20 protein-coding genes are annotated in these 25,458 nt (G+C 61.3%); 14 read left to right on the forward strand and 6 right to left on the reverse strand.

Features of this window, described 5'->3' with window-relative positions:
• Window positions 1–106 precede the first annotated feature (106 nt).
• Genes RVM26_RS03780 through RVM26_RS03790 form a run of 3 tightly spaced genes read right to left on the reverse strand, consistent with a single transcriptional unit; the run spans window position 107 to window position 2,400 of the window.
• Window positions 107–922, reverse strand: a complete 816-nt coding sequence (locus RVM26_RS03780; protein ID WP_287807382.1) for an ABC transporter substrate-binding protein — start codon at window positions 920–922, stop codon at window positions 107–109.
• 57 nt (window positions 923–979) lie between these two features.
• Window positions 980–1,705 carry an ATP-binding cassette domain-containing protein gene (locus RVM26_RS03785; RefSeq protein WP_287807380.1) on the reverse strand — a complete coding sequence of 242 codons (726 nt, stop codon included), beginning with the start codon at window positions 1,703–1,705 and terminating at the stop codon, window positions 980–982.
• Complete coding sequence (locus RVM26_RS03790) at window positions 1,702–2,400, reverse strand: ABC transporter permease (RefSeq protein WP_498940906.1); 699 nt, start codon at window positions 2,398–2,400, stop codon at window positions 1,702–1,704. Before RVM26_RS03790 ends, RVM26_RS03785 begins: the two co-directional genes overlap by 4 nt.
• 204 nt (window positions 2,401–2,604) lie before the next feature.
• Between RVM26_RS03790 and RVM26_RS03795 the strand changes: the two genes are divergently transcribed.
• The 4 genes from RVM26_RS03795 to RVM26_RS03810 all read left to right on the forward strand — a co-directional run bounded on the left by RVM26_RS03795 (window position 2,605) and on the right by RVM26_RS03810 (window position 6,091).
• Window positions 2,605–3,507, forward strand: coding sequence for a substrate-binding domain-containing protein (locus RVM26_RS03795; protein WP_287807376.1), 903 nt, complete (start codon window positions 2,605–2,607; stop codon window positions 3,505–3,507).
• Between the two features lie 69 nt (window positions 3,508–3,576).
• Window positions 3,577–4,140 carry a type 1 glutamine amidotransferase domain-containing protein gene (locus RVM26_RS03800; protein WP_498940909.1) on the forward strand — a complete coding sequence of 188 codons (564 nt, stop codon included), beginning with the start codon at window positions 3,577–3,579 and terminating at the stop codon, window positions 4,138–4,140.
• 62 nt (window positions 4,141–4,202) lie between these two features.
• Window positions 4,203–5,258, forward strand: a complete 1,056-nt coding sequence (locus RVM26_RS03805) for an App1 family protein phosphatidate phosphatase (RefSeq protein WP_227407877.1) — start codon at window positions 4,203–4,205, stop codon at window positions 5,256–5,258.
• Between the two features lie 158 nt (window positions 5,259–5,416).
• The gene (locus tag RVM26_RS03810; protein WP_287807373.1) at window positions 5,417–6,091 is read left to right on the forward strand and encodes a zinc metallopeptidase; all 675 of its coding nucleotides are present in this window, start codon (window positions 5,417–5,419) and stop codon (window positions 6,089–6,091) included.
• Window positions 6,092–6,133: 42 nt separating this feature from the next.
• Here RVM26_RS03810 and cmoB read toward each other — a convergent pair whose 3' ends face one another.
• Both cmoB and cmoA read right to left on the reverse strand, forming a co-directional pair.
• Window positions 6,134–7,144 carry a tRNA 5-methoxyuridine(34)/uridine 5-oxyacetic acid(34) synthase CmoB gene (cmoB, locus tag RVM26_RS03815; RefSeq protein WP_498940912.1) on the reverse strand — a complete coding sequence of 337 codons (1,011 nt, stop codon included), beginning with the start codon at window positions 7,142–7,144 and terminating at the stop codon, window positions 6,134–6,136.
• A 1-nt stretch (window position 7,145) separates the two neighbouring features.
• Entirely contained in the window at window positions 7,146–7,889 is a 744-nt protein-coding gene (gene cmoA / locus RVM26_RS03820) for a carboxy-S-adenosyl-L-methionine synthase CmoA (RefSeq protein ID WP_287807370.1), read from the reverse strand.
• Window positions 7,890–8,003: 114 nt separating this feature from the next.
• On the opposite strand from cmoA, the gene pgi reads away from it, so the two are divergent.
• The 4 genes from pgi to serB all read left to right on the forward strand — a co-directional run bounded on the left by pgi (window position 8,004) and on the right by serB (window position 14,937).
• Window positions 8,004–9,713 carry a glucose-6-phosphate isomerase gene (gene pgi / locus RVM26_RS03825; protein ID WP_498940914.1) on the forward strand — a complete coding sequence of 570 codons (1,710 nt, stop codon included), beginning with the start codon at window positions 8,004–8,006 and terminating at the stop codon, window positions 9,711–9,713.
• Between the two features lie 121 nt (window positions 9,714–9,834).
• Window positions 9,835–11,730, forward strand: coding sequence for a DNA topoisomerase IV subunit B (parE, locus tag RVM26_RS03830; RefSeq protein WP_498940916.1), 1,896 nt, complete (start codon window positions 9,835–9,837; stop codon window positions 11,728–11,730).
• A 6-nt stretch (window positions 11,731–11,736) separates the two neighbouring features.
• Window positions 11,737–13,989 (forward strand): DNA topoisomerase IV subunit A, encoded by a 2,253-nt coding sequence (gene parC, locus RVM26_RS03835; protein WP_498940918.1) that lies wholly within the window; start codon window positions 11,737–11,739, stop codon window positions 13,987–13,989.
• A gap of 3 nt (window positions 13,990–13,992) precedes the next feature.
• Window positions 13,993–14,937, forward strand: a complete 945-nt coding sequence (serB, locus tag RVM26_RS03840; protein WP_287807363.1) for a phosphoserine phosphatase SerB — start codon at window positions 13,993–13,995, stop codon at window positions 14,935–14,937.
• 76 nt (window positions 14,938–15,013) lie between these two features.
• Here the strand turns inward: serB and RVM26_RS03845 are convergent, their stop codons facing one another.
• Window positions 15,014–15,856, reverse strand: a complete 843-nt coding sequence (locus tag RVM26_RS03845) for a DUF6694 family lipoprotein (RefSeq protein WP_084123757.1) — start codon at window positions 15,854–15,856, stop codon at window positions 15,014–15,016.
• Between the two features lie 163 nt (window positions 15,857–16,019).
• Between RVM26_RS03845 and RVM26_RS03850 the strand changes: the two genes are divergently transcribed.
• The 6 genes from RVM26_RS03850 (at window position 16,020) to RVM26_RS03875 (ending at window position 25,407) form a co-directional block, all read left to right on the forward strand.
• Window positions 16,020–16,901, forward strand: a complete 882-nt coding sequence (locus tag RVM26_RS03850; RefSeq protein WP_287807361.1) for an ion transporter — start codon at window positions 16,020–16,022, stop codon at window positions 16,899–16,901.
• 13 nt (window positions 16,902–16,914) lie between these two features.
• A complete protein-coding gene (gene leuA, locus RVM26_RS03855) occupies window positions 16,915–18,621 on the forward strand; it encodes a 2-isopropylmalate synthase (RefSeq protein ID WP_498940921.1) in 1,707 nt (568 codons plus the stop codon).
• Window positions 18,622–18,658: 37 nt separating this feature from the next.
• Complete coding sequence (locus RVM26_RS03860; protein ID WP_498940923.1) at window positions 18,659–20,161, forward strand: DUF3375 domain-containing protein; 1,503 nt, start codon at window positions 18,659–18,661, stop codon at window positions 20,159–20,161.
• Between the two features lie 98 nt (window positions 20,162–20,259).
• The gene (locus RVM26_RS03865; RefSeq protein WP_498940924.1) at window positions 20,260–20,922 is read left to right on the forward strand and encodes a DUF4194 domain-containing protein; all 663 of its coding nucleotides are present in this window, start codon (window positions 20,260–20,262) and stop codon (window positions 20,920–20,922) included.
• Window positions 20,919–24,263: an ATP-binding protein gene (locus RVM26_RS03870; protein WP_498940926.1), complete on the forward strand. Its 3,345-nt coding sequence runs from the start codon at window positions 20,919–20,921 to the stop codon at window positions 24,261–24,263. The genes RVM26_RS03865 and RVM26_RS03870 overlap by 4 nt, the downstream gene beginning before the upstream one ends.
• Window positions 24,247–25,407 (forward strand): Wadjet anti-phage system protein JetD domain-containing protein, encoded by a 1,161-nt coding sequence (locus tag RVM26_RS03875; protein WP_498940928.1) that lies wholly within the window; start codon window positions 24,247–24,249, stop codon window positions 25,405–25,407. The genes RVM26_RS03870 and RVM26_RS03875 overlap by 17 nt, the downstream gene beginning before the upstream one ends.
• Window positions 25,408–25,458 lie beyond the last annotated feature (51 nt).

Genomic DNA, 25,458 nt, shown 5'->3' on the forward strand with positions numbered 1-25,458 from the left:
CATAGCCATAAACAAAGGCCTGCTGCACTTGGTGCAGCAGGCCTTGTTGCGTTTGCCTCAGTGGCGGTGTATGCCAACACCGCCACTGAGGCTCTTCTGCAAAGGACTACTTGGCGTTAGGGAAAAACAGCTGTTGGCCGCCTACCTCGAAGTCAGCAATCGCCTGCTGACCCTCCTCGGATACGAGCCACTGGTGCCACTGGGCGGCTAAATCGTGCTTCAAGTGCGGATGACGCTCTTCCGAGAGCAGCAGGCTGCCGTACTGGTTAAACAGCGCTTCGTCGCCCTCGAACAGCAGGGTCAGGTCCTGCGGGTTTTCAAAGGCCACCCAGGTGGCGCGGTCGGTGAAGCTGTAGGCGTTCATGCCTGCGGCGGTATTCAAGGTCGGGCCCATGCCGCTGCCCAGTTCACGGTACCAGTCTCCTTGCGGTGTGACGCCCGCATCTTCCCAAAGGCGCAGCTCGGCGCGGTGAGTGCCGCTGTCATCGCCTCGTGAGGCGAAGGGCGACTCGCTGTCGGCGATCCGCGCGAGGGCGTCGCTGACGCTGTCACTGTCGGCGATGTTGGCAGGGTCATCGCTGGGTCCCACGATCACGAAGTCGTTGTACATCACATCCAGCCGCTCGGTGGCGTAGCCATCGGCAACGAACTGCTCTTCGCCTGCGGTATCGTGAACCAGCAGGCTATCGGCATCGCCACGACGAGCGATTTCGAAGGCCTGGCCAGTGCCGACGGCCACCACGCGCACATCGATCCCGGTCGCTTCGGTAAAGACCGGCAGGATGGCCCCAAACAGGCCCGAGTTCTCGGTAGAGGTGGTGGAAGCCAGGGTAATGTAGTCATCATTGGCCAGCAGCGAGGCGCTCCAGGCCAGTGCCGTGGTGCATAGGCTGGCGGTAACGAGGGTAGTGGTCTTGTTCACGGTCCTGCTCCTTTGGGTATTGTTCAAGCGTCGTGGTGGGGCTTGCTAGAGTAGGGCTTACCAGACCAGCTCGCCCCGTATGAACGCCCTGGCTTGCGCTGTTGCCGGGGTGTCAAAAAAGTCTTCTGCCGAGGTGTGTTCGATCAACTGACCGCTGTACATGAACAGCACGTCATCGGCCAGACGCCGTGCCTGGTGCAAATCGTGGGTGGTCATGACGATACGCGTGCCTGCCTGATGGAACTCATTGACCGCGTCTTCCACGGCCTTGATGGCCGCCGGGTCCAGGGCGGAAGTGGGTTCATCCAGAAACAGGATGGCAGGCTTGAGCAGCCAGGCCCGTGCCAGCGTGAGACGTTGTTGCTCGCCTCCGGAAAGCACCCGGGCGGGGCGTTTGGCCAGGCTGGTCAGGCCGAACTTTTCCAATGCCTGCAAGGCCAGCGCCTTGCGCTGGCGGCGAGGCACCCGATGCACGGCCAGGGCGTAGGTGAGGTTGTCCAGCGCCGAACGGCGCAGTAGCACCGGACGCTGAAAGACCATGGCCTGCACCGGTGGCTTGCCTTCCCAGGTCACCTGGCCACTGCTGGGGCGCAGCAGCCCATGCGCCAAGCGCATGAGCAGGCTTTTGCCAGCCCCGTTGGGGCCCATTACCAGCGTCCGGCGGCAGTCATGCAGCGCCAGTGTGGTCGGTGCCAGCAGCGTGTCGCCACGGTGGCAGAAGCTGACCTGCTGAAAATGCAGGCTGGGGACGGTGGAAGCCGCGGGGCTGAGGGGTGCGTTCATCCTAACCGCCGTTTTGCCGTTTCACTGACCCAGTGGGCCAGTGCATTGATCAAGGTGACCAGACTGAGCAGAATGATGCCCAGCCCCAAGGCCATCGCCAGGTTACCCTTGCTGGTTTCCAGCACGATGCTGGTGGTCATGACCCTGGTCACGCCGTCGATATTACCCCCCACGATCATTACTGCGCCCACTTCCGCACTGGCGCGGCCAAAGCCCGCCAGGATCACGGTCAGCAGGCCAAAGCGCGCATCCCACAGCAGCGTGGGCATCATGCGCAGTTGGCTGAGCCCCAGCGAACGCAGCTGTTCGGCATACTCGCTGTGCAGAGCTTCCACCTGCTGGCGTGTCAGGGCAGCAATGATCGGAAAGACGAGAATCACCTGGGCAATGACCATGGCGGTGGGCGAGAACAGCAGCCCGAACTGACCCAATGGCCCCGCACGGGAAAGCAGGAGGTAGACGCACAGGCCCGCGACCACGGGAGGCAGCCCCATAAGGGCATTGAGCACCACGATCAGAGCGTTCCGCCCGGGGAACTGCCACAGTGCCAGCGCCGCCCCCAGAGGCAGTGCCAACAGGCTGGCCAGGGAGACCGCGATCAGCGACACCTGAAGCGATAGCGTCACGATGGCCACGAGCGCGGGGTCCATGCCCAGAATGAGCGCTATCGCGGTGCTGAATGGGTTATCCGACATGACGTTCCGTAGCCAGGGTTGCTGATAGGGACAGGTTCATTGTGTTGGTAGGGTGTCGTTGTAAGGTCATGATGTATTTGAAAAGTCACGATGTTGGTAGGAGCATCAGGTAGGTGCATAGTGTACGTAAATTTCCCGGGATGCACGGTGCGCTGAAAAATATGCGCTACTATGCAGTCTCATGTAGGAATTGAAGGTGGCGGGGTGAGAGAGTCTCTGAAAGAGTATTCAAAAGAGTACCTGACGACGGCGGAAGTGGCGGCGTATCTGCGGCTCAAGGAGCGCAAGGTGTATGACCTGGTGCGCCAGGGGCAGATCCCTTGTAGCCGTGCCACCGGGAAACTGTTGTTTCCTCGTCAGCACATCGACATGTGGGTGTTGAGCCACCTGGAAGGCGACCAGGCCCAACGGCTGCCGCCCCCTCAGGTGCTGGCCGGAAGCCTCGATCCGCTGCTGGAGTGGGCGATTCGTGAGAGTGGCTGCGACCTGGCATCGCTGTGCCATGGGAGTGGCGACGGCATTCGGCGCTTGCTCGAAGGCAAGGCCATGGTGGCGGGTATCCACTTGCGGGACCCTGACAGTGGCCGCTACAACGAACCGACCTTGCTGGGGTTGGGTGGGGTCAAGGATCTGGTGGTGCTGCACTGGGCCAAGCGCCGTCAGGGTCTGATAGTGGCGCCGGGCAACCCGTTGGGCCTGAAGACGATAAAGGATCTTGCCCGCCCAGACGTGGTGTGTGCTCATCGCCAGCCCGATGCCGGGGCTGCGCATTTGCTGCGAGGCTTGTTGAAGCAAGCGTCCATCGCGTCTGACGCGCTGCGCTGGGCCGACCACATGGCGCTCAGCGAGGAGGATCTCGGCCTGGCCATTGCTCAGGGAGAAGCGGATGTCGGGGTGGGCATGGAGGCGGCGGCGCATCGCCAGCAGCTTCATTTCATTCCCTTGGTGGAGGAGTCGTTCGATCTGGTCCTGCATCGACGCAGCGCTTTCGAGCCCACCATGCAAGCGCTGATGGCCTTTGCCCGGCAGCCGCGCTTTCATCAGCGGGCCGAGGCGCTGAAAGGTTACGACATCAGCCAGCTGGGTCGCGTTTTATACAATGCTTGACGATGGTATAAGATGCGCCACACTGGTTAGGTGCTGTACACGACTACTCATCACGAAATGGAGAGCATGATGAATCAAGCACTGAACGGTAAACGCGTCGCTATTCTGGCAACGGATGGTTTCGAAGAGTCCGAGCTGAGCGTACCCCGCGCCGCGCTACAAAAAGAAGGCGTCGATGTGCATGTGATCTCCCCGGAAGGCAAGGAGATCCGTGCCTGGGCAGAGACCGAGTGGGGCGATAACTACCGTGCCGACAAGTCGCTGGCCCAAGCCAGCGAGGCGGACTATCACGCCCTGGTGCTTCCCGGTGGCCTTTTCAACCCGGACGAGCTGCGCATGAACGATGAGGCGCTGAGCTTCGTCAAAGCCTTCTTCCAGGCAGGCAAGCCGGTGGCGGCCATCTGTCACGCCCCGTGGATTCTGATCAATGCGGACGTGGTGGAAGGGCGCAAGATGACCTCGGTCGCCAGTGTCGCTCAGGACTTGCGCAATGCGGGCGTGAACTGGGTAGACGAGCCGGTGGTGGTCGACAGTGGGCTCGTGACCAGCCGCACCCCCAAGGACCTGGATGCCTTCAGCGCCAAGCTGCTGGAAGAGCTGCAGGAAGGGCGTCACTCGGGTCAGCACGCTTAATGGCGTGGTATCACCAGTGGGCAAGCTTTGCCAAAAGGCTTGCCCATGTCGTTGCCAAACCCATGAAAAAGGACCGTGGCCGGGGTGGCATGATGGTGCACCCTTATCGTGGCTACGGCTCTCAACAGGAAATTTTCGTCATGGGCCGCGTGTTTCGACAGGCGGCCCTTGGGCGTGCCATCCCGCGGCGCGGCATATTGCGTGACACGGCCGACGTGGCCCGGCGCATCTTTCGCCGTGGCCTGGCTGATGCCCAGGTAGAGATCCGTGTGGGCGAAAATCAGCTGACGCTGACCACCGACCGCGACGGTTATTTCGACGCCCATTTGCCCATCACTTCGACGCTGCCAGTGGACGTTTCCTGGCACCGTGCCGATATCGTCGTACGTGCCAGCGGTCAGCCCACGGTGCGCACCAGCGTGGAAGTCTACGTGCCGCCCCCCGAGGCCGACCTGCTGGTGATCAGTGATATCGACGACACCGTGATGTTCACCGGTGTGGCCGAAAAGCTGAAGATGCTCTATCGGCTGTTCGTGCGCAAACCCCATCGACGCACCGCGTTTCCCGGCGTGGCATCGCTGTACCAGGCGCTCTACCGTGGCCAGACCGAAAAGGCAGAGCGTCCCATTCTGTATGTGTCCCGTGGCCCCTGGGCCATCTATGAAATGCTCGAAGCCTTCTTTCAGCTCAACCGTATTCCGGTGGGGCCGATCCTGTTTCTGCGCGAATGGGGTATCTCCTGGCGCAAGCCCTGGCCGCGCCGGGCAGAAGCCCACAAGCGCGACCTGATCGACCGCATGCTGGCGCTCTATCAGGACATGCCCTGCATCCTGATCGGCGACAGTGGCCAGCACGACCCGGAAGTGTATACCGAGGTTGTCAAAGCCTACCCGGAGCGCATCAAGGCGATCTACATCCGACGGGTGGACAGTGACCCCAAACGCGAAGAGGCCATTCAACGCCTGCGTGAGCAGTTGGCGCACACCCAGTGCGAACTGGTGTTGGCCGCTGACAGCGTGCTGATGGCCGAACATGCCCACGGGCAGGGCGATATATCTGCCCGCGGGCTGCAGGCCGTCAAGCGTGATGTCGCCGCACATCACAACGACCCCGACTGACGCTGCGCCCCCACGCGTATCATGGTAAAACTAATGGCCCGCTTGCGGGTCATTTTACGTAGGCACTGGCCGTCGCGAGCAGCTTGCTTTGCCGCTGTCAGTGCCCCCACGGCTTGTCGAAGCCTCTCTGAATTACCTGTGAACGCAGCGGTGGAGTTATGTGGATTCTGGTCATTGCCATCATGCTGGCAGTCTTCGTACTGCCCAACCTCTGGGCGAAATGGGTGCTGAAGCGTCACACCCGTGGCCGTGACGACTACCCGGGCACCGGGGCCGAACTGGCCGAGCACCTGTTGCGCCGCCTGGGTGTAGAAGGGGTCAAGGTAGAGCGTACCGAGCATGGCGACCACTACGACCCGGAAGCCCGCTGTGTGCGCTTGACGCCAGACCACTACGACGGCCGCTCGCTCACCGCCGTCACCGTGGCGGCTCACGAAGTGGGCCATGCCCTGCAGCACCATGAAGGCTATGCGCCGCTGCTGGCCCGCAGCCGCCTGGTGCAGCTGGCGCAAAGAGCGGAAAAGCTGGGGGCGGTGCTGATGATGCTGGCACCTTTCCTGTTCCTGCTGACCCGCTTGCCCGGCGGCCTGGCAGCGGTGGTGGCGATGGCCGTGATCAGTTTTGGCACTGCGGCACTGGTGCATCTGGTCACGCTACCGGTCGAGTTCGATGCCAGCTTCAACCGGGCCCTGCCGCTGCTGAAAGACTACGTACCTCCCTACGACATGCCCGGTGCCCGCCACGTACTGACCGCTTGCGCCTTCACCTACGTCGCCGCCTCCCTGGCCAGCGTCATGAACCTGGGGCGCTGGCTGGTGATTTTAAGGCGCTGATTTAAAAGTACTGGTTTAAAAGTGCTGGGCGTCCAACACTCACTATTCCGGCTTGTTTGCCAGAATCACCGCGCGGCGTGGGGCGGGGTAGCCTTCAATGGTGCGGGTGCGGTCATTTGGGTCGAGGAAGTCCGCCAGCGACTGATAGGTCATCCACTCGGTGGAGCGCTGCTCATCGAGCGTCGTCATCGCTTCATCTACCACCCGTACATTGGTGAAGCCGCAGCGCTCCAGCCAGTGGCACAGGGCGCGGGATGAGGGCAGGAAATAGACGTTGGGCATGGCGGCGTAGCGCTCGCCGGGCACGAACACGGTTTGCTCATCGCCTTCTACCACCAGGGTTTCCAGCACCAGCTCACCACCGGGGGCCAGCGCGCCTTTTAGCTGTTGCAGGTGCTCAAGGGGCGAAGGGCGGTGGTACAGCACGCCCATGGAGAACACCGTGTCGAAGAAGCCCAGGTTTTCCGGCACGTCCTCGATACCCACGGGCAGGAAGTGCGTGCGGCCTTCATCGGCGTTGCCGACAAAGTGACGCACCGCCTGAAACTGCCAGTAAAAGCGTGGCGAAGGGTCAATCACCAACACGAAAGCCGCGCCTGCGCCTGCCATCCGCCAGGCGTGGTAGCCGCTGCCACCGCCCACATCCAGCACCTTGCGGTACTTCAATGGTGCAAGATGCGGAGCGACACGCTGCCATTTCCAGTCGGAGCGCCACTCGGTATTGATCTCGATACCACCCAGGTTGAATGGCCCTTTGCGCCACGGGGCCAGCTTGCGCAGCAGGTTGAAACACTGGCGCTGCTGGCTCTCGGTAAGTGCCAGCTCTACCGTCAGCGTGTCGCTGTTTAGATCCACACGGCGCTCTTCCGGCAGCGGTGGCAGTTTGGCCACTGCTTTTTCCCAGGCAGATAGATCGCCGTGGCGCTGGCGGTCCAGCCCGCTGGCTAGCTGCCCGGGCAGCTTGGCCAGCCACGGCGTCAGCGAGGCATCCTGGGCGGCTTGGTCCAGAAACGCTTGATACAGCACGCGGTGATCGTCGGGGAGTAGCGCCACCTTAACCCTCCTTGAAAGCGATCAGCGAGGTGAAGTTCAGGTACTGGAACCAGGTCATGGCGCGGGGAAAGCCCGCCAGCGACAAACGCTCGTGCAGTGCATCCAGCGTGTCAGGAATCAGCACGTTCTCAAGCGCGGTGCGCTTTTGACTGATCTCCATATCGCTGTAGCCGTTAGCACGCTTGAAGTCGTGATAGCGTTCGACCCGCCAAGCGTTATCACGCTCGTCGGCATCGACGGTCTTTTCCGACAAGATCAGCACGCCGCCGGGCTCGAGCGTGTCGTAAAGCCGCTTGAGCAGCGCATCACGATCGGCCGGTGGCAAAAACTGCAGCGTAAAGTTGAGAATGATCATCCCCGAAGGCGCATACTCGTAGGTACGAATATCGGCTTCTTCCACCTGCATGGAGTGCTCGGGGCACTCATCGAGAAAGGTCTGCTTGGCTCGGGCGGCCATGGCCGGGGAAAGGTCGATGCCGGTATAGCGGAACGCATCGGCGGGCAGCGCGCCTGCCAGGGCGAGTCCGGATGCGCCCAGCGAGCAGCCTAGATCATAAACATGGGCGCCGTGGCGCAAATGGCGCTGGGCGATCAGGCTCAGCATGCCCAGGATCTGGCCATAGCCGGGCACCGAGCGGCGGATCATGTCGGGAAAGCAGGCGACGACCTGTTCATCGAAAGAGAACCTTGCCACCTTATCCAGGGGTGTTGAAAAGATAGCGTCGCGGTAAGATGCATCACTCATGGGCAAGCCAGGCTGGTTAATGAGGCTCGCTAGTTTACGCGCCCTTGTTAATCCAGAACAGGCCCGTCGATCACAGATTCCTGCCTCACGGAACGACGCCACAGGAGAGGGCACATGGCTTCAGCAAAGGCAAATCCCGATACGCTACCCGCTTGGCAAACGCTTACCCAGCATGCCCAGGCGATTCGTCACATCCATCTGAAGAACCTGTTTGGTGACGACCCCGAGCGCTGGTCACACTTCACCCGTCAAGTAGCGGGACTGACGCTGGACCTCTCCAAACAGCGCTGGGATGACGACACCCTGGAGCATTTGCTGGGCCTGGCGGAAGAGGCGGGCGTGCCGGGGGCCATCGAAGCGCTGTTGAGCGGCAAGCGGGTCAACGTCAGCGAAAACCGCCCGGCGCTGCATACCGCCTTGCGCTTGCCCGCCGATGCCCAGCTGGAGGTGGAGGGTGAAGACATCGTCGGGGCCGTGCACGACAGCCTGGCGCAGATGGAGCGCCTGGTGCAGCGCCTGCACGCGGGCCAGTGGCGCGGTGCCACCGGCAAGCCGATTCGTCACGTGGTGAACCTGGGGGTAGGCGGTTCGGATTTGGGCCCGCTGATGGTGACCCATGCGCTGGCCGATTATCGCCCCAGCGACATTCACCCCGTCGAGGTGCACTTTGCCTCGACCATGGATGGCTCGCAGCTGGCCGACTACCTGACGCGTTTCAACCCGGAAACGACGCTGTTCGTGCTCTCTTCGAAGTCGTTCACCACCATCGATACGCTGTCCAACGCCAATACCGCCCGTGACTGGCTGCTGGGGCGGCTGTCCCGACATGCAGAAGCTGGCGAAGCCCCTCAGGCGCACACCATCAGTGCCGAACTGGTCGTGCGTCAGCACTTCATTGGTGTCTCGGCAAGCCCGGAAAAAATGAGCGAGTGGGGCATCACCCCGGACCACCAGCTGATGTTCTGGGAGTGGGTGGGGGGGCGCTATTCGCTCTGGGGCACCATTGGCCTGCCGATTGCCCTGGTGATCGGCATGGAGAACTTCCGTGCGCTGCTGTCGGGCGCGCACGCCATGGATACCCACTTCAAGACGGCGCCCATGGCCGACAACCTGCCCGTGCTGCTGGGCCTGGCGGGTATCTGGAACGTGAACTTCCTGGACATTCGTGCCCATTCGATTCTGCCCTATGACGGGCGTCTGGAATATTTTGCCGCCTATCTGGAACAGCTGGAAATGGAGTCCAACGGTAAATCCGTGACCCGCCAGGGCCAGGCGGTGAGTTACTCTACCTGCCCGGTGCTTTGGGGGCAGTTGGGTCCCAATGCCCAGCATGCGTTCTATCAGCTGCTGCACCAGGGCACCCAGCCGGTGGTCTGCGACTTCATTGCCCCGCTCAAGCGCTACGACGAGGTGGAAGACCCGGACACTCGCCGCCATCTGAAGGCCCAGCATCGGCTGGCGCTGGCCAACTGCTTCGCCCAGTCGCGGGTGCTGATGCTGGGGGACGATGCGCTGGAGGAGGACGGCCCGCGCCCCGAACACAAGCGCTATCGCGGTAACCAGCCCTCGACCACGGTGCTGCTGGACAAGCTCACGCCTGCCACCTTGGGGGCGCTGATTGCGCTCTACGAGCACAAGGTGTTCGTGCAGGCGGTGATCTGGGACATCAATCCTTTCGACCAGTGGGGCGTCGAGCTGGGCAAGCAGATTGCCACCGACACCCAGGCCATCATCGAAGGCGACGGCGAGCTGGCGCGTTTGGACGCGTCCAGCCGTGGGCTGATCGAAGCGTTCTGGGCGGCAGAGCAGACGCCGCGCGGCTAAGAGATGCGTGGCGCCCGTTTTTCATGGCTGGATATACAGCTTTTTGCTTTTCCGCTATCCTGTGCCCTTTTGTCGGCGGCGCACGCCGCCGACAGTACGTATTTTTAGGAACTGACGTTACATGACCCAGTTTGATGCTTCTCAGTACGGCGCGAGTTCCATCGAGGTTCTCTCCGGGCTTGAGCCGGTGCGCAAGCGCCCTGGAATGTATACCGATACCTCGCGGCCCAATCACCTGGCGCAGGAGGTCATCGACAACAGTGTCGATGAAGCGCTGGCTGGGCATGCCACGGCCATCAGCGTCGTGCTGCACGGCGATGGTGCCATCGAAGTGCAGGACAACGGGCGGGGCATGCCCATCGACCTGCATCCCGAGCACGGCGTCTCGGGGGTCGAGCTGATTCTGACCAAGCTCCACGCGGGGGGCAAGTTCTCCTCGTCGAGCTACCGCTTTTCCGGCGGCTTGCACGGCGTGGGCGTGTCGGTGGTCAATGCGCTGTCGCGGCGGCTGGAGGTCGAGGTCATCCGTGACGGCGCGCGCCACGCCATTGCCTTCGAACACGGCGAAAAGGTCGAAGAGCTCAAGGAGATCGGCAAGGCCGCCAAGCGTGCCACTGGAACACTGGTGCGCTTCTGGCCGGACGAAAGCTACTTCGACAGCCCCAAACTTGCGCTCTCACGATTGAAGCACCTGCTGCGGGCCAAGGCGGTGCTGTGTCCGGGGCTGGCGGTCACGCTGGTGGAGCCGGACGGCACCAAAACCGAGTGGGCGTACGCCGATGGCCTGCGCGATTACCTGGCCGAAGCCACCGATGGCTACGAGGTGCTCCCCAGGGAGCCTTTCGTTGGCCACTTCAATGATGAAGAGCATGGCGTGGACTGGGCGATTCAGTGGCTGCCGGAAGGCGGCGAAGCGCTGCTGGAGAGCTACGTCAACCTGATCCCCACGCCCCAGGGCGGCACCCATGTGAACGGTTTCCGGGCGGGGTTGCTGGATGCCCTGAGGGAGTTCTGCGAATTCCGCAACCTGCTGCCCCGTGGCATCAAGCTCACCGCCGAAGACCTGTGGGAGCGCGCGTCCTTCGTGCTGTCGGTCAAGATGCTCGATCCTCAGTTTGCCGGGCAGACCAAGGAGCGGCTGTCGTCGCGTACCATCGCCGGATTCGTGTCCGGCGTGGTGAAAGACGCGTTCTCGCTGTGGCTGAACCACCACGTGGAGCAGGCCGAGCAGTTGGCCGAGCTGGTGATCAGCGCTGCCCAGCAGCGTCAGCGGAAATCGAAGAAAGTGGCGCGCAAGAAGGTCACCTCGGGCCCCGCGCTGCCGGGCAAGCTGGCCGACTGTTCGGGCCAGGACCCGGCCCAGAGCGAGCTGTTTCTGGTGGAAGGAGACTCGGCCGGGGGCAGCGCCAAGCAGGCGCGCAACCGCGAAACCCAGGCCATCCTGCCGCTGCGCGGCAAGATTCTGAATACCTGGGAGGTCGAGACCCACGATATCTACGGTTCCCAGGAAGTCCACGACATCGCGGTGGCCATTGGCGCCGACCCCGGCAGTGCCGACCTGGAAAAGCTGCGCTACCACAAGATCTGCATCCTGGCCGATGCCGATTCGGATGGCCTGCACATCGCCACGCTGCTGTGTGCCCTGTTCGTGAGGCACTTCCCCGCCCTGGTGGATGCAGGCCATGTGTTCGTGGCCATGCCGCCGCTCTACCGGATCGACCTGGGCAAGGAAGTACACTACGCCCTGGACGAGAGCGAAAAGGCCGCCATCCTCAAGCAGCTGGCCAGCAAGCGCGGCACCCCCAACGTGCAGCGCTTCAAGGGGCTGGGCGAAATGAGCCCGCTACAGCTGCGTGAAACCACCATGGCCGTGGAGACCCGTCGGCTGGTTCAGCTCACGCTGAGCGAGGGGGACGGCACGCTGGAGATGATGGACATGCTGCTGGCGAAAAAACGTGCCAGCGACCGCAAGAAGTGGCTGGAAGATTACGGCAACCTCGCAGACATTGAGGTATAACCTCCGATGACCATGGATATTCAGGTAGCGGAGGGCGACGTCGAGCGTCTGTCCCTGCGCGACTACACCGAAAAAGCGTATCTCGACTACTCGATGTACGTCATTCTCGACCGCGCGTTGCCCAACATCGGTGACGGCATGAAGCCCGTCCAGCGGCGCATCATTTATGCCATGCGTGAACTGGCGCTGCACGCCAACGCCAAGTACAAGAAGTCGGCGCGTACCGTGGGCGACGTGCTGGGCAAGTTCCACCCCCACGGCGACAGCGCCTGCTACGAAGCCATGGTGCTGATGGCCCAGCCGTTCAGCTACCGCTACCCGCTGGTGGATGGTCAGGGCAACTGGGGTAGCCCGGACGACCCCAAATCCTTCGCGGCGATGCGCTATACCGAGGCCAAGCTCTCCAAATTCGCCGACGTGCTGCTCAGCGAACTGGGCCAGGGCACCGTGGAGTGGGCGCCCAATTTCGATGGCACCATGCAGGAACCGGTGGTACTGCCGGCTCGTCTGCCCCATGTGCTGCTCAATGGCGGCACCGGCATTGCCGTGGGCATGGCCACGGACATTCCACCGCACAACGTATCGGAAGTGGTCGATGCTACCTGCCATCTGCTGCGCAACCCCAAGGCCACCACGGCCGAGCTGATGGCGTTCGTGCCCGCGCCGGACTTCCCCACCGATGCCGAGATCATCACCCCAAAAGCGGACCTGCAAAAGCTCTACGAAAGCGGCCGTGGCTCGGTGAAGCTGCGCGCTCGCTACGTGCGTGAAGAGGCCAACGTGGTGATCACCGCGCTGCCTTACCAGGTCAGCGGTGCCAAGGTGCTGGAGCAGATCGCCGCGCAGATGCAGGCGAAGAAGCTGCCCATGGTGGCCGACCTGCGCGACGAGTCGACCCATGAAGAGCCCACCCGGCTGGTGATCGAGCCGCGCTCCAGCCGAGTGGACGTGGAGTCGCTGATGGCACATCTGTTCGCCACCACGGACCTCGAAAAGAACGTGCGGGTGAACATGAACGTGATTGGCCTGGACGGTCGGCCACGGGTCATGCCGCTGAATGACATGCTGGGCGAGTGGCTGCGCTTTCGTCGTGCCACGGTGCGCCGTCGCCTGGAGCATCGGCTGGGCAAGGTGGAAGATCGCCTGCACATTCTGGAAGGCCTGCTGACGGCTTACCTGAACATCGATGAAGTGATTCGTATCATCCGCGAGGAGGACGAGCCCAAACCTGCCCTGATGAGCGCTTTTGGCCTCTCCGAGCGGCAGGCCGAGGCGATTCTGGAGCTGCGCCTGCGCCACCTGGCCAAGCTGGAAGAGATGAAGATTCGCGGCGAGCAGGATGAGCTGGAAAAAGAGCGCAAGACCCTGCAAGGCCTGCTGGGTAGCGACGCCAAGCTCACCACGCTGATCGAGAAAGAGATCCGCGCAGCGGGTAAAGAGCACGGCGACGAACGCCGTTCGCCGCTGGTGGAGCGCAGCGAGGCTAAAGCGCTCTCCGAGGTGGAGCTGCTAGGTGCCGACCCGATTACCGTAGTGCTGTCGGATAAAGGCTGGATTCGTGCTGCCAAAGGCCACGATATCGACCCCGAAGGGCTCTCCTACAAAGCGGGGGATAGTTTCCGACTAGCCGCTCGGGGTAAAACCAACCAGCCGCTGGTGCTGCTGGACGATACAGGCCGCGCCTATACCCTGGCGGCGCACAATTTACCCAGCGCCCGAGGGCAGGGAGAGCCGGTGACCGGTCGGGTGAACGTGGCAGCGGGGGCGCAGATGGCGGGTCTGATGCTCGCGCCGCCCACCCAACGCTATCTTCTGGCCAGCGACGGCGGCTATGGGTTTGTGGCCCAGCTCGAAGCGCTCACCGGCAAAAACAAAGCGGGTAAAGCCGTGCTCAGCGTGCCGAAAGGCTGCAGCGTCATGCCGCCCGTGGAAGTGCCGGAAGGCGAATCGCTGTGGGTGGCGTCGGTTTCCAATGAAGGGCGGCTGCTGCTCTTCCCGCTGGACCAGTTGCCCGAGATGGCCAAGGGCAAGGGCAACAAGATGCTCGATATCCCCGGCCCCCGGGCGGCGCGGCGCGAAGAGTTCCTGCGTGATATCGCCATTGTGCCGGAAGGCGGTGAGCTGATCATTCATGCGGGCAAGCGCAAGCTGACGCTCAAGGCCGATGACCTTGCTTATTACCAGGGGGAACGTGGGCGTCGGGGCAGCAAGTTGCCGCGCGGTTTCCAAAAAGTTGAACGACTAGAAGCAGGGGAGTGACCGATGGCACGCGGTGATGAAGCAGTAGCCGATGTGGTGATGAGTGTACTGGCACCACGCTGGACACCCGACATGGAGCCGCCCCTGGCGGCACTGCTGGCGCAGTTCGGCCTGCAGGAGCAGCAGCGCACGCCGTTGGCCCAGGTGGCAGAAGGCGCGCCGCTGGATTGCCTGGAGCTGCATCTGGCTGGCGCTCCCGTCGAGTGGCGGGAGCTGCGTCAAGCGGCGCTGGCGCTGGGGGAAACGCTGGGGGCCGACGTGGTGGTGCAACCCGACCGGCGCCACCTGGGGGCTCCCAGGCTGGTCTGTTTCGATATGGACTCCACCCTGATCAAGGCCGAGGTGATCGATGAGCTGGCGCGTCGCCACGGGGTGGGCGACGAAGTGGCTGAAGTCACCGAGCGGGCGATGCGCGGCGAGCTGGACTTTCAGGCCAGCTTCCGGGAGCGGATGAGCAAGCTGGCGGGGCTGGATGAGTCGGTGTTGGCCAGCATTGCGGCCGAGCTGCCACTGATGGACGGCGTCGAGCGGCTGATGGCCAATCTTCGCCACCAGGGGATCCGCACTGCCATCCTTTCTGGTGGCTTTACCTATTTTGCCCGTGGCCTGCAGGCGCGGCTTGGCTTCGATGAGATCCACGCCAATGAGCTGGTGATTCAGCAGGGCAAGGTCACAGGCGAAGTCCAGGAGCCCATCGTCGATGCCGAGCGCAAGGCGCTGCTGCTGGAGCAGATTGCCCAGCGTGAAGGTATCGACCTGGCGCAGACGGTGGCGGTAGGTGACGGGGCCAACGACTTGAAGATGTTGGCCAAGGCGGGGGTGGGCGTAGCGTTTCGCGCCAAGCCGCTGGTGCGTGCCGAGGCGCGTCAGGCGTTAGGCGTGGCGGGGCTGGATGGCGTGCTCTATCTGCTGGGCTATTCCCAGGCCGAGCTGATCGATCCTGTCTAGTTCGACACTATCCAGTTCGACTCTATCCAGTTCGACCCTATCCAGTGATTGACGGGGCGGCGTTTGGCCGCCCTGTTCAGCTCGAAGGGCTCTCGGTGCTGGGCGTCAGGCTACCGTACTCGGCCCGCAGGGCTTCCAGCCGTTCGGTTTCGGCCTCCGTCAGCGTAGGCGCGTGCCACAGCCGTTGGCCCTGGGCATCCTTCACGCCCTTCAGCGTGAGGGTGAGCTGGACATCCCGGGGTATCTGATCGTTGCCCCAGGGGCCGAAACGGTTGGGTGCCAGGCTCCAGGTGGCGCGTTCACCCGGTGCCAGGCCGCCGGAAATCACGTAGTAGAACGTCTCGTCTACCCAGGCAACGTCGCGGTTGGCGCTGCGCAGTACGCCGCGCAGCTGCAGCTCGGCAATGGCCGCATCAGAATCGTTGCTGACTTCCAGTTCGATGACCGGCTCCAGCGCCCCGAATGGGCTGGAAGCAAGATAGTAGCGCGCCCTGTCGATACTTACCCGCGCCAGCTGCTGCTGGGCGGCTTCGGCGTTGGCCTCTTTTTCTTCCAGGCGGCTCAAGGTGCGCAGGGCCTGGTCACGCTCTCGGGCACGGCGCTGGCGCAGCATCTCGTCGGCTCGCTCGATGACCTGGTCGCCGGTGAGCCCATGCATGTAGGCGTTGGCCGACTCGGCGATTTCAGCCGCGTTCATGCGCCCGGGCTGCAGCACGCTGATACCGCTGAAAGACGACATGGCGATGATCTTCAGCGCCTGGTCGAACTCGTCGCGTTTGTAGGTGGGCAGCGAATCGCGGACTTTTTCGATGGACACCACGGCTGCGGGCATCGAACTCGTATCAATTTTGGGGTCAGCACAGCCCGCTATCAGCAGGGCCGTCAGCGACAGTATCGATAGCCTTGTCAGGCGCCGCATAATAGTTGTACCTCGTTACAGGCCAAAAAACCGACAGGGAGCTTACCCGAAAGTGGTATCGACCACTAGCCGGAGCAGCAAAACTCCCCTGCATCCAGCAGGTGGAAGGCGGCTCTTTTTGGTATAAAGTGTGCCGATTCAACGTTTCCGAGAAGCCCGTTCCATGAGTGCATCCTTTACTACCTGGCAGGCGCGCTTTGAAAAGCTGCGCAGCAACAAGCTGTTCGAGACCGTGGTGATCGCCATCATCGTGCTGTCTGCCATGACCATCGGTGCCCGCACCTACGATGAGGTCAGTCAGTTCGAGCAGTGGCTGACCTATCTGGACGTCGCCGTCACCATCTTCTTTCTGGTGGAACTGCTGATTCGCATGGCCGCCGAACGCAATCTGACCAACTTCTTCAAGAAGGGTTGGAACATCTTCGACCTCCTGATCGTCACGGCCAGCCTCATCCCCATGGACGACTCTGAGATGGTGCTGCTGGCACGCCTGCTGCGCATCTTCCGGGTGCTGCGTCTGGTGTCGATGATTCCCGAGCTGCGCCTGCTGCTGGTGGCGTTGATCAAGTCCATTCCACGGATGGGCTATGTGGCGCTGCTGATGTTCATCATCTTCTATATCTACGCGGCGGTGGGCAGCTTCATCTTCCATACCGTGGATGAGCAGCTGTGGGGCAACATTGCGCTGGCCATGCTGACGCTGTTCCAGGTGGCCACCTTCGAGAGCTGGGCCACGGCGGTGCTGTATCCCACCATGGAGCAGTACCCCTACGCCTGGATCTACTTTCTGACCTTCATCTTTTTGAATGCGTTCATTTTCCTGAATATGATGATCGGTATCGTGCTGGACGTGATGCAGAAAGAGAGCGCACAGATTGATTTAGAAAGCGGAGAAGGCGAAGCTGCAGAGATACAGGGCCTGCGTGACGACGTGCGCGCACTGCGCAGCCAGTTGGATCGCATGGAGTCCGCCCTGCAGGCGGCCGCGCAAGCAAAGCCTGGTCTAGCAAAGCCTGGCCAAGCTAAGCCTGACCGCGACGAATAACAGGAGAGCCACGATGATGATGAAGGACCCTTCGAAAAAGTATCGCCCTTTCGTGGCGGTAGACCTGCCCGACCGTCAGTGGCCCGGCCAGCGTATCGACACGCCGCCCATCTGGTGCAGCGTCGACCTGCGCGATGGCAACCAGTCGCTGATCGACCCCATGGATCAGGAGCGCAAGCAGCGGTTGTTCGACATGCTGCTGAAGATCGGTTTCAAAGAGATCGAAGTGGGCTTTCCTTCTGCGTCGCAAACCGATTTCGATTTCGTGCGCTCGTTGATCGAGCAGGACAAGATTCCCGACGACGTCACCATCCAGGTGCTGACCCAGGCACGGCCGCATCTGATCGAGCGCACCTTCGAGGCGCTGAAGGGCGCCAAGCGTGCCATCGTGCATGTCTACAATGCCACCGACCCGATGTTTCGTCGGGTGGTGTTTAGCGTCGACAAAACCGAGTGCATCCAAATTGCCGTGGACGCCACGGCGCAGATACGTGACCTGATGGCCGCCAACCCGGAGACCCAGTGGACCTTCCAGTACTCGCCGGAACTGTTCACGACCACGGAGATGCCTTTCGCCGTGGAGATCGTCGAAGCCGTGATGGACACCTTTGGCCCCAGCGTCGACAACAAAATGATCGTCAACCTGCCAGCCACGGTCGAAGTCGCTACGCCCAACAACTACGCTGATCAGATCGAGTGGTTCTGCCGCCATGTGAAAAAGCGCGATACCTTGATCGTCAGCGTGCACCCGCACAACGACCGCGGCACCGGCGTCGCGGCGGCGGAGTTGACGCTGATGGCGGGGGCAGATCGAATCGAGGGCACCCTGTTCGGTAACGGCGAGCGTACCGGCAATGTCGATATCGTGACGCTGGCCATGAACATGTACACCCAGGGCGTACATCCTCAGCTCGATTTCTCCAATATCACGCCAATCATGCGCGAAGTGGAGTACTGCAACCAGCTGCCGGTTCATCCGCGCCATCCTTACGTGGGCGACCTGGTGTTCACGGCGTTTTCCGGTTCGCACCAGGATGCCATCAAGAAGGGCATGGTCGAGCGTCGCGCCAACCCCGAAGCCCCCTGGGACGTGCCGTACCTGCCCATCGACCCCATGGATGTCGGGCGCAGCTACGAAGCCGTGATTCGCGTCAACAGCCAGTCGGGCAAGGGCGGAATCTCCTACCTGCTGGAGCAGGAGCACGGCATCGAGCTACCGCGCAGGCTCTCCATCGAATTCAGCCAGGTGGTGCAGGAAGTGGCGGACCGTACCGGTAAAGAGATCACCTCACAAATGATCTACCAAGCCTTTGCCGATGAGTATCTAGAGCAGCGGTCACCGCTGGCACTGGTGAATCACCGTCTTTCCTCCGAGCCAGATAGCCCCAAAGTCGCGCTAGAGGCCATTGTCGAAAACGGCGGCCAACGCCAGACCCTGACCGGTGAAGGCAACGGCCCGCTGGCCGCGTTCATCAAGGCGCTGGTGGCGAGCGGCCAAGAGGTCGAAATCATTGACTATCATGAACACTCCCGCGGCCAAGGGGCGGATGCCGAAGCGATCGCTTACGTGGAAGTACGCATTGATGGCAAAGCCGTATTTGGCGTAGGTACCGATGAAAGCATCACTAGCGCCTCCATGAAAGGCGTGCTGAGTGCAATCAATCGCCATCACTCTACCCAAGCGCCTGCTGCCAATGTGACGGCGGCGTCGCTGGGGTAGATAGCGCTTAATACTCAACCAGCTTAGATGTAACACTATGGATAGTAACCCCCAGCAACGCACACGCCACTACATCGCTGCCCGCAAGCAGCACCCTGCTTGGCTGTTGCTGGCATCCCCCCGAGCGCCCCTGGTGCTGGGGTGCCTGACCTCGTTGTTTGAATTTAGCGAAGATGGTATCGCCGAGTCAGACGCGCTAGAGGCGCTGTCGCAGATGCTGGGGCGTTATGCCGAGCAGGATGAGTACGCCATTGACCCTGACAATACGCGACAGCAGGCTGGGCGAGAGCTGCGCGAGTGGATTCGGCGTGGCTTGGTCACCGAGCGAGGTCAACGGTTGTATGCCACCGATGCCTTGTCGTCGGCGATTCAGTTTGTCGATTCGCTGGACAACCGCATCATGACCTCTACTGCGTCGCGGCTGTCGGTGGTGCAGCGTGAAATCGAAAGCCTGGAAGTCAGCCTCAACCCCAACCCTGAGAGTCGCAAAGCAGCGATTCGGCGAAAAATCCAACAGCTGGAGGGCGAATTGGCCGACGCGGAAGCCGGGCATGTTCCGGTGCTTTCGGAGCAGCAAGCTATTGAAAATATAAGAGAAGTGTTTCACTTGGCCACTGGGCTGCGTGCCGATTTTCGGCGAGTGGAAGACTCCTGGCGAGAGGCGGATCGCCAACTGCGCCAATCGATCATGTCCGAGAAGTATCATCGGGGGGATATTGTCGATCGCTTGCTGGATGGTCAGGAGGCTTTGCTGGACACCCCAGAGGGCCGTGTGTTCGATAGTTTTTTACAACAGCTACGCCAAACCGCCGCGCTGGATATGATGCGCCAGCAGCTACGCACTATTCTCGTCCATCCCGCTGCCGGGAAAGCGCTTGGTCGGCTACAGCGGCTGGATCTTAAACAGCTGGGTATGCGGCTGGTTCTGGAAAGTCAGTCCGTATTACAAGCCAGAGCGCGCAGTGAAAAGGATGTCAAAGGCTTCCTCAAGACCGGTTTGGCGGCCGAACACCACCGCGTCGGACAGTTGCTCAATGATATCTTTCATACCGCTCAGGCGCTGGATTGGCAGCGCCAGAAAGTGCGCCGTTCAGAGGTGTCAGCGCTGCCGCCGCTGGGCTTTGCCCTGGGCAACTTATCGGTGATCGAGCGGCTGCGTTTCAAGGTGCTGGAAAACGAGCAGGACGAGACGCTGGATTTGGCTCAGCAGACGAGCGATTTGAGCGATGTCGAGGCTGAGTTCTGGGACTCTCTGGATGGGCTCGACCGCGACGCTTTGGTGCAGGAAACGCTGGCGCTGCTGGCGGCAGAAGGGCGCCCACTCACCCTACTGGAGCTCGCCGAGCGCCTGCCGCCCAGCCATGACCTGGAAACCCTGGCACTCTGGCTGGGCATGGCGCGGGAAGCTGGGGTTGAGATAACCGGGCAGGATGTTCAGGACGTGGTCATTACCGATGATGAACAGTGCGATTGGCTATTCAAAGTGCCGCTGGTTGCCCTGAGTGAGCAGGCGTTGCAGGGCATTGAGTGGGAGTTTTAAGTATGGCGGGTGTTTTTGATCAGATTGTTGGACGCCAGCAGGCAGATGAGGTGAGTGAAGAGTCATCGCCTCCAGAAGGGAAGGATTCGCCCCATTCAATGGCTGAGGAAGGGCTCACAGGTACCGACGGGGAAAATAGCGCGCGTACCGACGTCAAACTGCGGGAAGTGGCTCAGGAGCTGCTGCGTATGGGGCTGCTGGAAGAGAGCCTGCGCCCGCATCTTTATCGAACGGCCCTGGCCTCCATGGAGAGGCTCAATGCAACGTTAGAGCCCCTGGATTTAATTGCCCGCGCCGATGAGATCCGTGGGTTGGTATTTCTGGCGGTGCGTCATGGGGATGTCGATGTGTTTCAAGATGAGTGGTCACATCCACTGGTGCGCAAGCAGCGGCTGAATATGGAGCAGACGCTGCTGGTGGCTATTTTGCGTCAGCACTTCATCGCTTACGAGCAGGACACTGGTACGGGCGCCGGTGACGCCATGGTGGCGGTTGACGAGCTGATTCCACATATGCAGGTGTATTTGGGGGAGAGTGGCAGCGAGGCTCGGGAGCGCACGCGAATGCTGCAATTATTGGATCAGCTCAAGGGGCATGGCCTGGTCTCGGCGCCGGACAGTCACGAGCGGGTAGTCATCCGGCCAATGATCGCTCACCTGGCCAACCCGGAGAACCTCACTGCCTTGCTGTATGAGTTAAAGGCAAGAGTCGCCGCGGAGAGTAGTGACCGCCAGGACAGTGACAAAGAGGGGACGCCATGATCACGACAACGCCTAGCCAGCCCTCGCTGCTGGATGAGGAACAGGCGAGCGCCTGGCAGTTGGCTCCTACCTATATCCTGCAAACCCTGGAGCTGTTCAACTGGGGTGGCTTTGGTGGTATGCACAAGGCGGATATCGACGCTGAGGGTAGCGCCATCATTGGTCCCACCGGCAGTGGCAAGACCACGCTGGTGGATGCGTTGATGACCCTGCTCACGGCCAACCCCAGGTACAACCTTGCCTCTACCGGTGGCCATGAGAGCGACCGGGATCTGGTCTCTTACGTGCGGGGGGTGAGTGGCCCCGGTGATGGCAGTGAGGGGCAGTCGCATATTGCTCGGCCCGGTAAGACCGTGACGGGGCTGGTGGCGACGCTCAGTAATGGTGAAAGCCTGGTACGTATCGGTGCCCTGCTGTGGTTCGACAGCACCAGCATGTCGCCCTCGGATATGAAAAAGCTATGGCTGTTCAGTACCGCCCGCGAACATACTCTGCATCGCTGGCTGACACTGCAGCAGGAAGGCGGTATGCGCGCTTTGCGCCAACAGGACAAAACCGACACCGGTATTTGGACGTATCCCAGCAAAAAGGGCTTTCTAGCGAGGCTGCGGGACTTTTTCGAAGTGCGTGACAACGCCTTCAACTTACTCAACCGAGCGGCAGGGTTGAAGCAGCTCAACAGCATCGATGAGATCTTTCGCGAGTTAGTGCTAGACGATAACGCCCAGTTTCAGCGCGCCCGGGAAGTCGCCGATAGCTTCGACGACCTCACTGCCATTCATGAAGAGCTTGAAATCGCCCGCCGCCAGCAGCGCTCTCTGGAACCGATCAAAGTCGGCTGGGAGAAGTATCAACGCAACCAGGCAGAGCTGGATGACCAGGAAACCCTCAGCCGGGTGCTGCCGGTGTGGTTTGGTGAACAGGCTCACCGGCTGTGGAAGGCCGAAGCCGAGCGTCTTCAGCAACAAACCCAGCAGGCCGAGGCCGAGTTGGCAGCCGCTGAGGAGAGCTACACTCACCAGCAGCGCACCTGTGAGCGTTTAAATGAGGCTTACCTGCGTCTGGGCGGCTCGGATATTCAGACCCTGGAAGCGCTGGTCAAAGCAAAGCAAGCCAACCTGGAGCGCTGCCAGCGTCATGCGGCAGACTACCAGCGATTGGCACGCTCGCTCTCCTTTGACGATGCCCTCAACCGTGAAGCGGTCGCCACCAATCAGATGCTGGCTGCCGAGCAGTTGCGCGAGGTTCAGCAGGCGCTTGACGCCGCCAAGCAGGCCGCCTTTGAGCAGGGCAGTCAACGCTATCGGATGGAGCGAGAATCCAGGGAGCTACAGGATGAGCTGGCCGAGGTGAAAGCGCGCCCAGGGTCTAATATTCCCGGGCGCTTTCAACAATTTCGCTCCCTGCTGGCCGAAGCGTTGGCACTCAGCGAAGACGACCTGCCCTTTGTCGCCGAGCTGGTACAGGTAAAAGCGGACGAGCAAGCCTGGCGCGGCGCGATTGAACGGGCGATTGGTAGCCACCGGCTGCGTATTTTGGTGCCGCCGGAGGCCAGCCGCCAAGCGCTAGACTGGATCAATAGCCGTCACAATGCGCTGCATGTACGACTCCTGGAAGTGAAATCGCCCGTCAGCCAGCCGCGCTTTTTTGAGGATGGCTTTACCCGCAAGCTCGACTACAAGGATCACCCCTATCGAGAAGCGGTCAAGGAGCTACTGGCAGGGCTGGACAGACATTGCGTTGGCTCACCGGAGAGGTTACGAGAGACTCCCCATGCCATGACGGCGGAAGGGTTGGTGTCGGGCAAGGCGCGCTTTTTTGACAAGCAGGATCAGAAGCGGCTAAGCGACGATTGGCAAACCGGCTTTGATAACCGTGACCGGTTGGCGGCATTAAGCGCGCAAATCAGCGAAGCGGAAGCACGCTTGCAGAGCGCCCAAGCGGCAGAAGAGCAGGCGAAGGCCTCACTGGCTGAACTTGAACAGCAGGTAGTGTTGTTAACAACGCTGGCAGCGTTGGACTATGAGGAGATCAACGCGCCCCAGGCCGAGCGTGAATGGCAACAGCAACGGGACAAACTGGCCGCCTTGACCGCACCCGATTCCGATGCGGCGACAGCCAAACGCCAACTGGAGCAAGCCCGCGATGAGTTGGCCACGCTGGAGCAGCAAAAAACGCAGTGCATCAGGCAGTGTGCCCAGTTAAACAACCGGCTGGAGGCGGCCCAAAAAGAGCAGCAGCAGGCGTTTCGCAAAAGCGAAGCAGGATTGAAGGAGGCGGAGCGCACTCTTGCTGATAGCCATTTTTCTCCCCTTGATCAACGGCAGCTTGCCAACGTTGATGAGCTGGAGCGCCACGCCACTACCCAGTTGCAACAGCAGCTAACCACCTTGCGGGCGACCCAAAGCCGGCTGGAAAAAGAGCTGGTCAAAGCCATGTCGGATGCCCAGCGGGAAGACCGCGGGGCGCTTTCTGAGGTTGGGCGGGAGCTAGACGATGTGCCCGACTACCTGGCCCGACTCAAGGTGCTGACCGAAGAAGCGTTGCCCGACAAGCAGCAGCGTTTTCAGCAATACCTCACCGACTCTTCCGATCAGGGTGTATCGCAGCTGCTGGCCACCATCGAGGGGGAAGTGGAGCGGATCGAAGAGCGGTTGGAAGACCTCAATAACACCCTGCGGCGGGTAGACTTCCAGCGCGGCCGTTACCTGCAGCTGGTGGCCAACAAGGTGGTGCATGAAAGCCTGCGCACCTTTACCCGGGCCAATACGGCGCTTGCTTCGTCGCGATTTGTCGAGGATGGCGGCGAAAGCCAGTACAAGGCGCTGCAACATATTATCGCCCTGCTGCGTGATGCCTGCGAACGCCAGCGTACTCTCGGCGCGCGGGCGCTATTGGATCCACGCTTCAGACTTGAGTTTAAAGTCGCGATGATCGACCGTGCCGACGGGCGTGTGATTGAAACCCGCTCGGGTTCCCAGGGCGGTAGCGGTGGCGAAAAAGAGATTATCGCCTCCTATGTGCTGACGGCCTCGCTGAGTTACGCGCTGTGCCCGGATGGTAGCCCTCGGCCGCTGTTTGGCACCATCGTGCTGGATGAAGCCTTTTCGCGCAGTTCGAATGCCGTAGCCGGGCGTATTATCGCCGCGCTCAATGAATTCCACCTTCATGCGCTGTTTATTACCCCCAATAAGGAGATGCGTTTGCTGCGCAAGCACACCCGCTCGGCGGTGGTGGTGCATCGCCGTGGCAATGCCTCCAGCCTGACGCCGATCAGTTGGCAGGCGCTGGATGCCGTGCGTGAAAAGCGGCGTGAGGCGCGCAATGAAGTCCCCGAGTGAGATCGCTGCTCGCCTGGCTAAGCAGTGGCAGCAAGCGTTCTGGCGAGTAGAGCGATTGTTATCCTCGGAGAGTTGGCCGCTGGTGATCGCGATTGGCAAACCCACCGGCCGCCAGTTTGCCGATCAAACCGGTCTGGTGCAGGCCCATGTGCAGCGCTGGCGGCAGGTCACCGTTGGTGAGGTGGTGTTTCAAGATATCAACTTCCGCGCTGCTGCTGAACCGGTGTCACTCCCCGTACAGTGGGTGCTGCACACGCCGTCTGAATGGGCCGCCGCGACGGCGGATGGTGACGTGCAGCAGGAGTTTGCGCTGCTGGAAACTCTGGTAGGCAGCGTCAACCAGCGTTACTGGGAGGTGCTGGTTCGCGAACGTGCCCTGTGGCGCAATAAGTCTGTTAGTGAAATCACTGCCGCTGCAGCGCTGGCGGACTCGCTTTCTCCGGGGATGGCAGAAGGTCGACCATTAAGATTGCTCAATGGATTGGGGGTGGACACCAAGTTTATCGAGCGCAACACGGTGTTACTGACACGCCTGCTGGATGAACGCTACGACGGCATGGTCAACCAACAAGGCTTAAGCGGTTTTCTGGATGCCCCCGATGATAAGGATCACTGGCTGCTGGTAGTGCCCTTGGCGCAGGAGCTGCTGCCTTTTAAGCGCCTGCGCATCACCGCCAGTGAACTGGCGGATACTTGCCTGCCGGGCTCGCGGGTGGTGGTGGTCGAGAATGAGCAGTGTGAGCACTTGCTACCCGTCATGCCGGGCACTGTGGCGATTCTAGGTGCGGGGCTGGATGTACACTGGCTGGCAGGTGAGGCGCTAAAAACAAAAGCGGTCGCCTATTGGGGCGATATGGACACTTGGGGACTGCTGATGCTGGCCAGAGCGAGGCAGGCGCTGCCTACGATTACTCCGCTGATGATGAGCGAGGCGCACTTCAAGGCATTTTGCCGTGACTGCGCCGTGCCAGAGCCGGTTCATGCCGAGCTGCCGAGCAGCGGCCTGACTGAGCATGAAGTGGCTTTTTTCCATTTGCTTAAAGCCCAACCACAAGGGCGCCTGGAGCAGGAGTATCTACCCATGGAGGAAGTGCATCGCCAGCTACAGGATTGGGTAGACTCATTAGGGTGTATATCCCTTTGACATATCCATTGCGTTGGCTAACATGAGTTCCATGTACGGTATCTCCCGATG

It is taken from the genome of Halomonas sp. KM072 (assembly GCF_050710315.1).
In the GTDB taxonomy this organism is placed as follows: domain Bacteria; phylum Pseudomonadota; class Gammaproteobacteria; order Pseudomonadales; family Halomonadaceae; genus Vreelandella; species Vreelandella hamiltonii.

Excerpts from the sequence above, each read along its gene's own strand:
- RVM26_RS03785 (WP_287807380.1), bottom strand. The coding sequence starts at position 1,705 with ATGAACGCACCCCTCAGCCCCGCGGCTTCCACCGTCCCCAGCCTGCAT.
- RVM26_RS03790 (WP_498940906.1), bottom strand. The coding sequence starts at position 2,400 with ATGTCGGATAACCCATTCAGCACCGCGATAGCGCTCATTCTGGGCATG.
- RVM26_RS03800 (WP_498940909.1), top strand. The coding sequence starts at position 3,577 with ATGAATCAAGCACTGAACGGTAAACGCGTCGCTATTCTGGCAACGGAT.
- RVM26_RS03805 (WP_227407877.1), top strand. The coding sequence starts at position 4,203 with ATGAAAAAGGACCGTGGCCGGGGTGGCATGATGGTGCACCCTTATCGT.
- RVM26_RS03810 (WP_287807373.1), top strand. The coding sequence starts at position 5,417 with ATGTGGATTCTGGTCATTGCCATCATGCTGGCAGTCTTCGTACTGCCC.
- cmoA (WP_287807370.1), bottom strand. The coding sequence starts at position 7,889 with ATGAGTGATGCATCTTACCGCGACGCTATCTTTTCAACACCCCTGGAT.
- pgi (WP_498940914.1), top strand. The coding sequence starts at position 8,004 with ATGGCTTCAGCAAAGGCAAATCCCGATACGCTACCCGCTTGGCAAACG.
- parE (WP_498940916.1), top strand. The coding sequence starts at position 9,835 with ATGACCCAGTTTGATGCTTCTCAGTACGGCGCGAGTTCCATCGAGGTT.
- parC (WP_498940918.1), top strand. The coding sequence starts at position 11,737 with ATGACCATGGATATTCAGGTAGCGGAGGGCGACGTCGAGCGTCTGTCC.
- serB (WP_287807363.1), top strand. The coding sequence starts at position 13,993 with ATGGCACGCGGTGATGAAGCAGTAGCCGATGTGGTGATGAGTGTACTG.
- RVM26_RS03845 (WP_084123757.1), bottom strand. The coding sequence starts at position 15,856 with ATGCGGCGCCTGACAAGGCTATCGATACTGTCGCTGACGGCCCTGCTG.
- RVM26_RS03850 (WP_287807361.1), top strand. The coding sequence starts at position 16,020 with ATGAGTGCATCCTTTACTACCTGGCAGGCGCGCTTTGAAAAGCTGCGC.
- leuA (WP_498940921.1), top strand. The coding sequence starts at position 16,915 with ATGATGATGAAGGACCCTTCGAAAAAGTATCGCCCTTTCGTGGCGGTA.
- RVM26_RS03860 (WP_498940923.1), top strand. The coding sequence starts at position 18,659 with ATGGATAGTAACCCCCAGCAACGCACACGCCACTACATCGCTGCCCGC.
- RVM26_RS03865 (WP_498940924.1), top strand. The coding sequence starts at position 20,260 with ATGGCTGAGGAAGGGCTCACAGGTACCGACGGGGAAAATAGCGCGCGT.
- RVM26_RS03870 (WP_498940926.1), top strand. The coding sequence starts at position 20,919 with ATGATCACGACAACGCCTAGCCAGCCCTCGCTGCTGGATGAGGAACAG.
- RVM26_RS03875 (WP_498940928.1), top strand. The coding sequence starts at position 24,247 with ATGAAGTCCCCGAGTGAGATCGCTGCTCGCCTGGCTAAGCAGTGGCAG.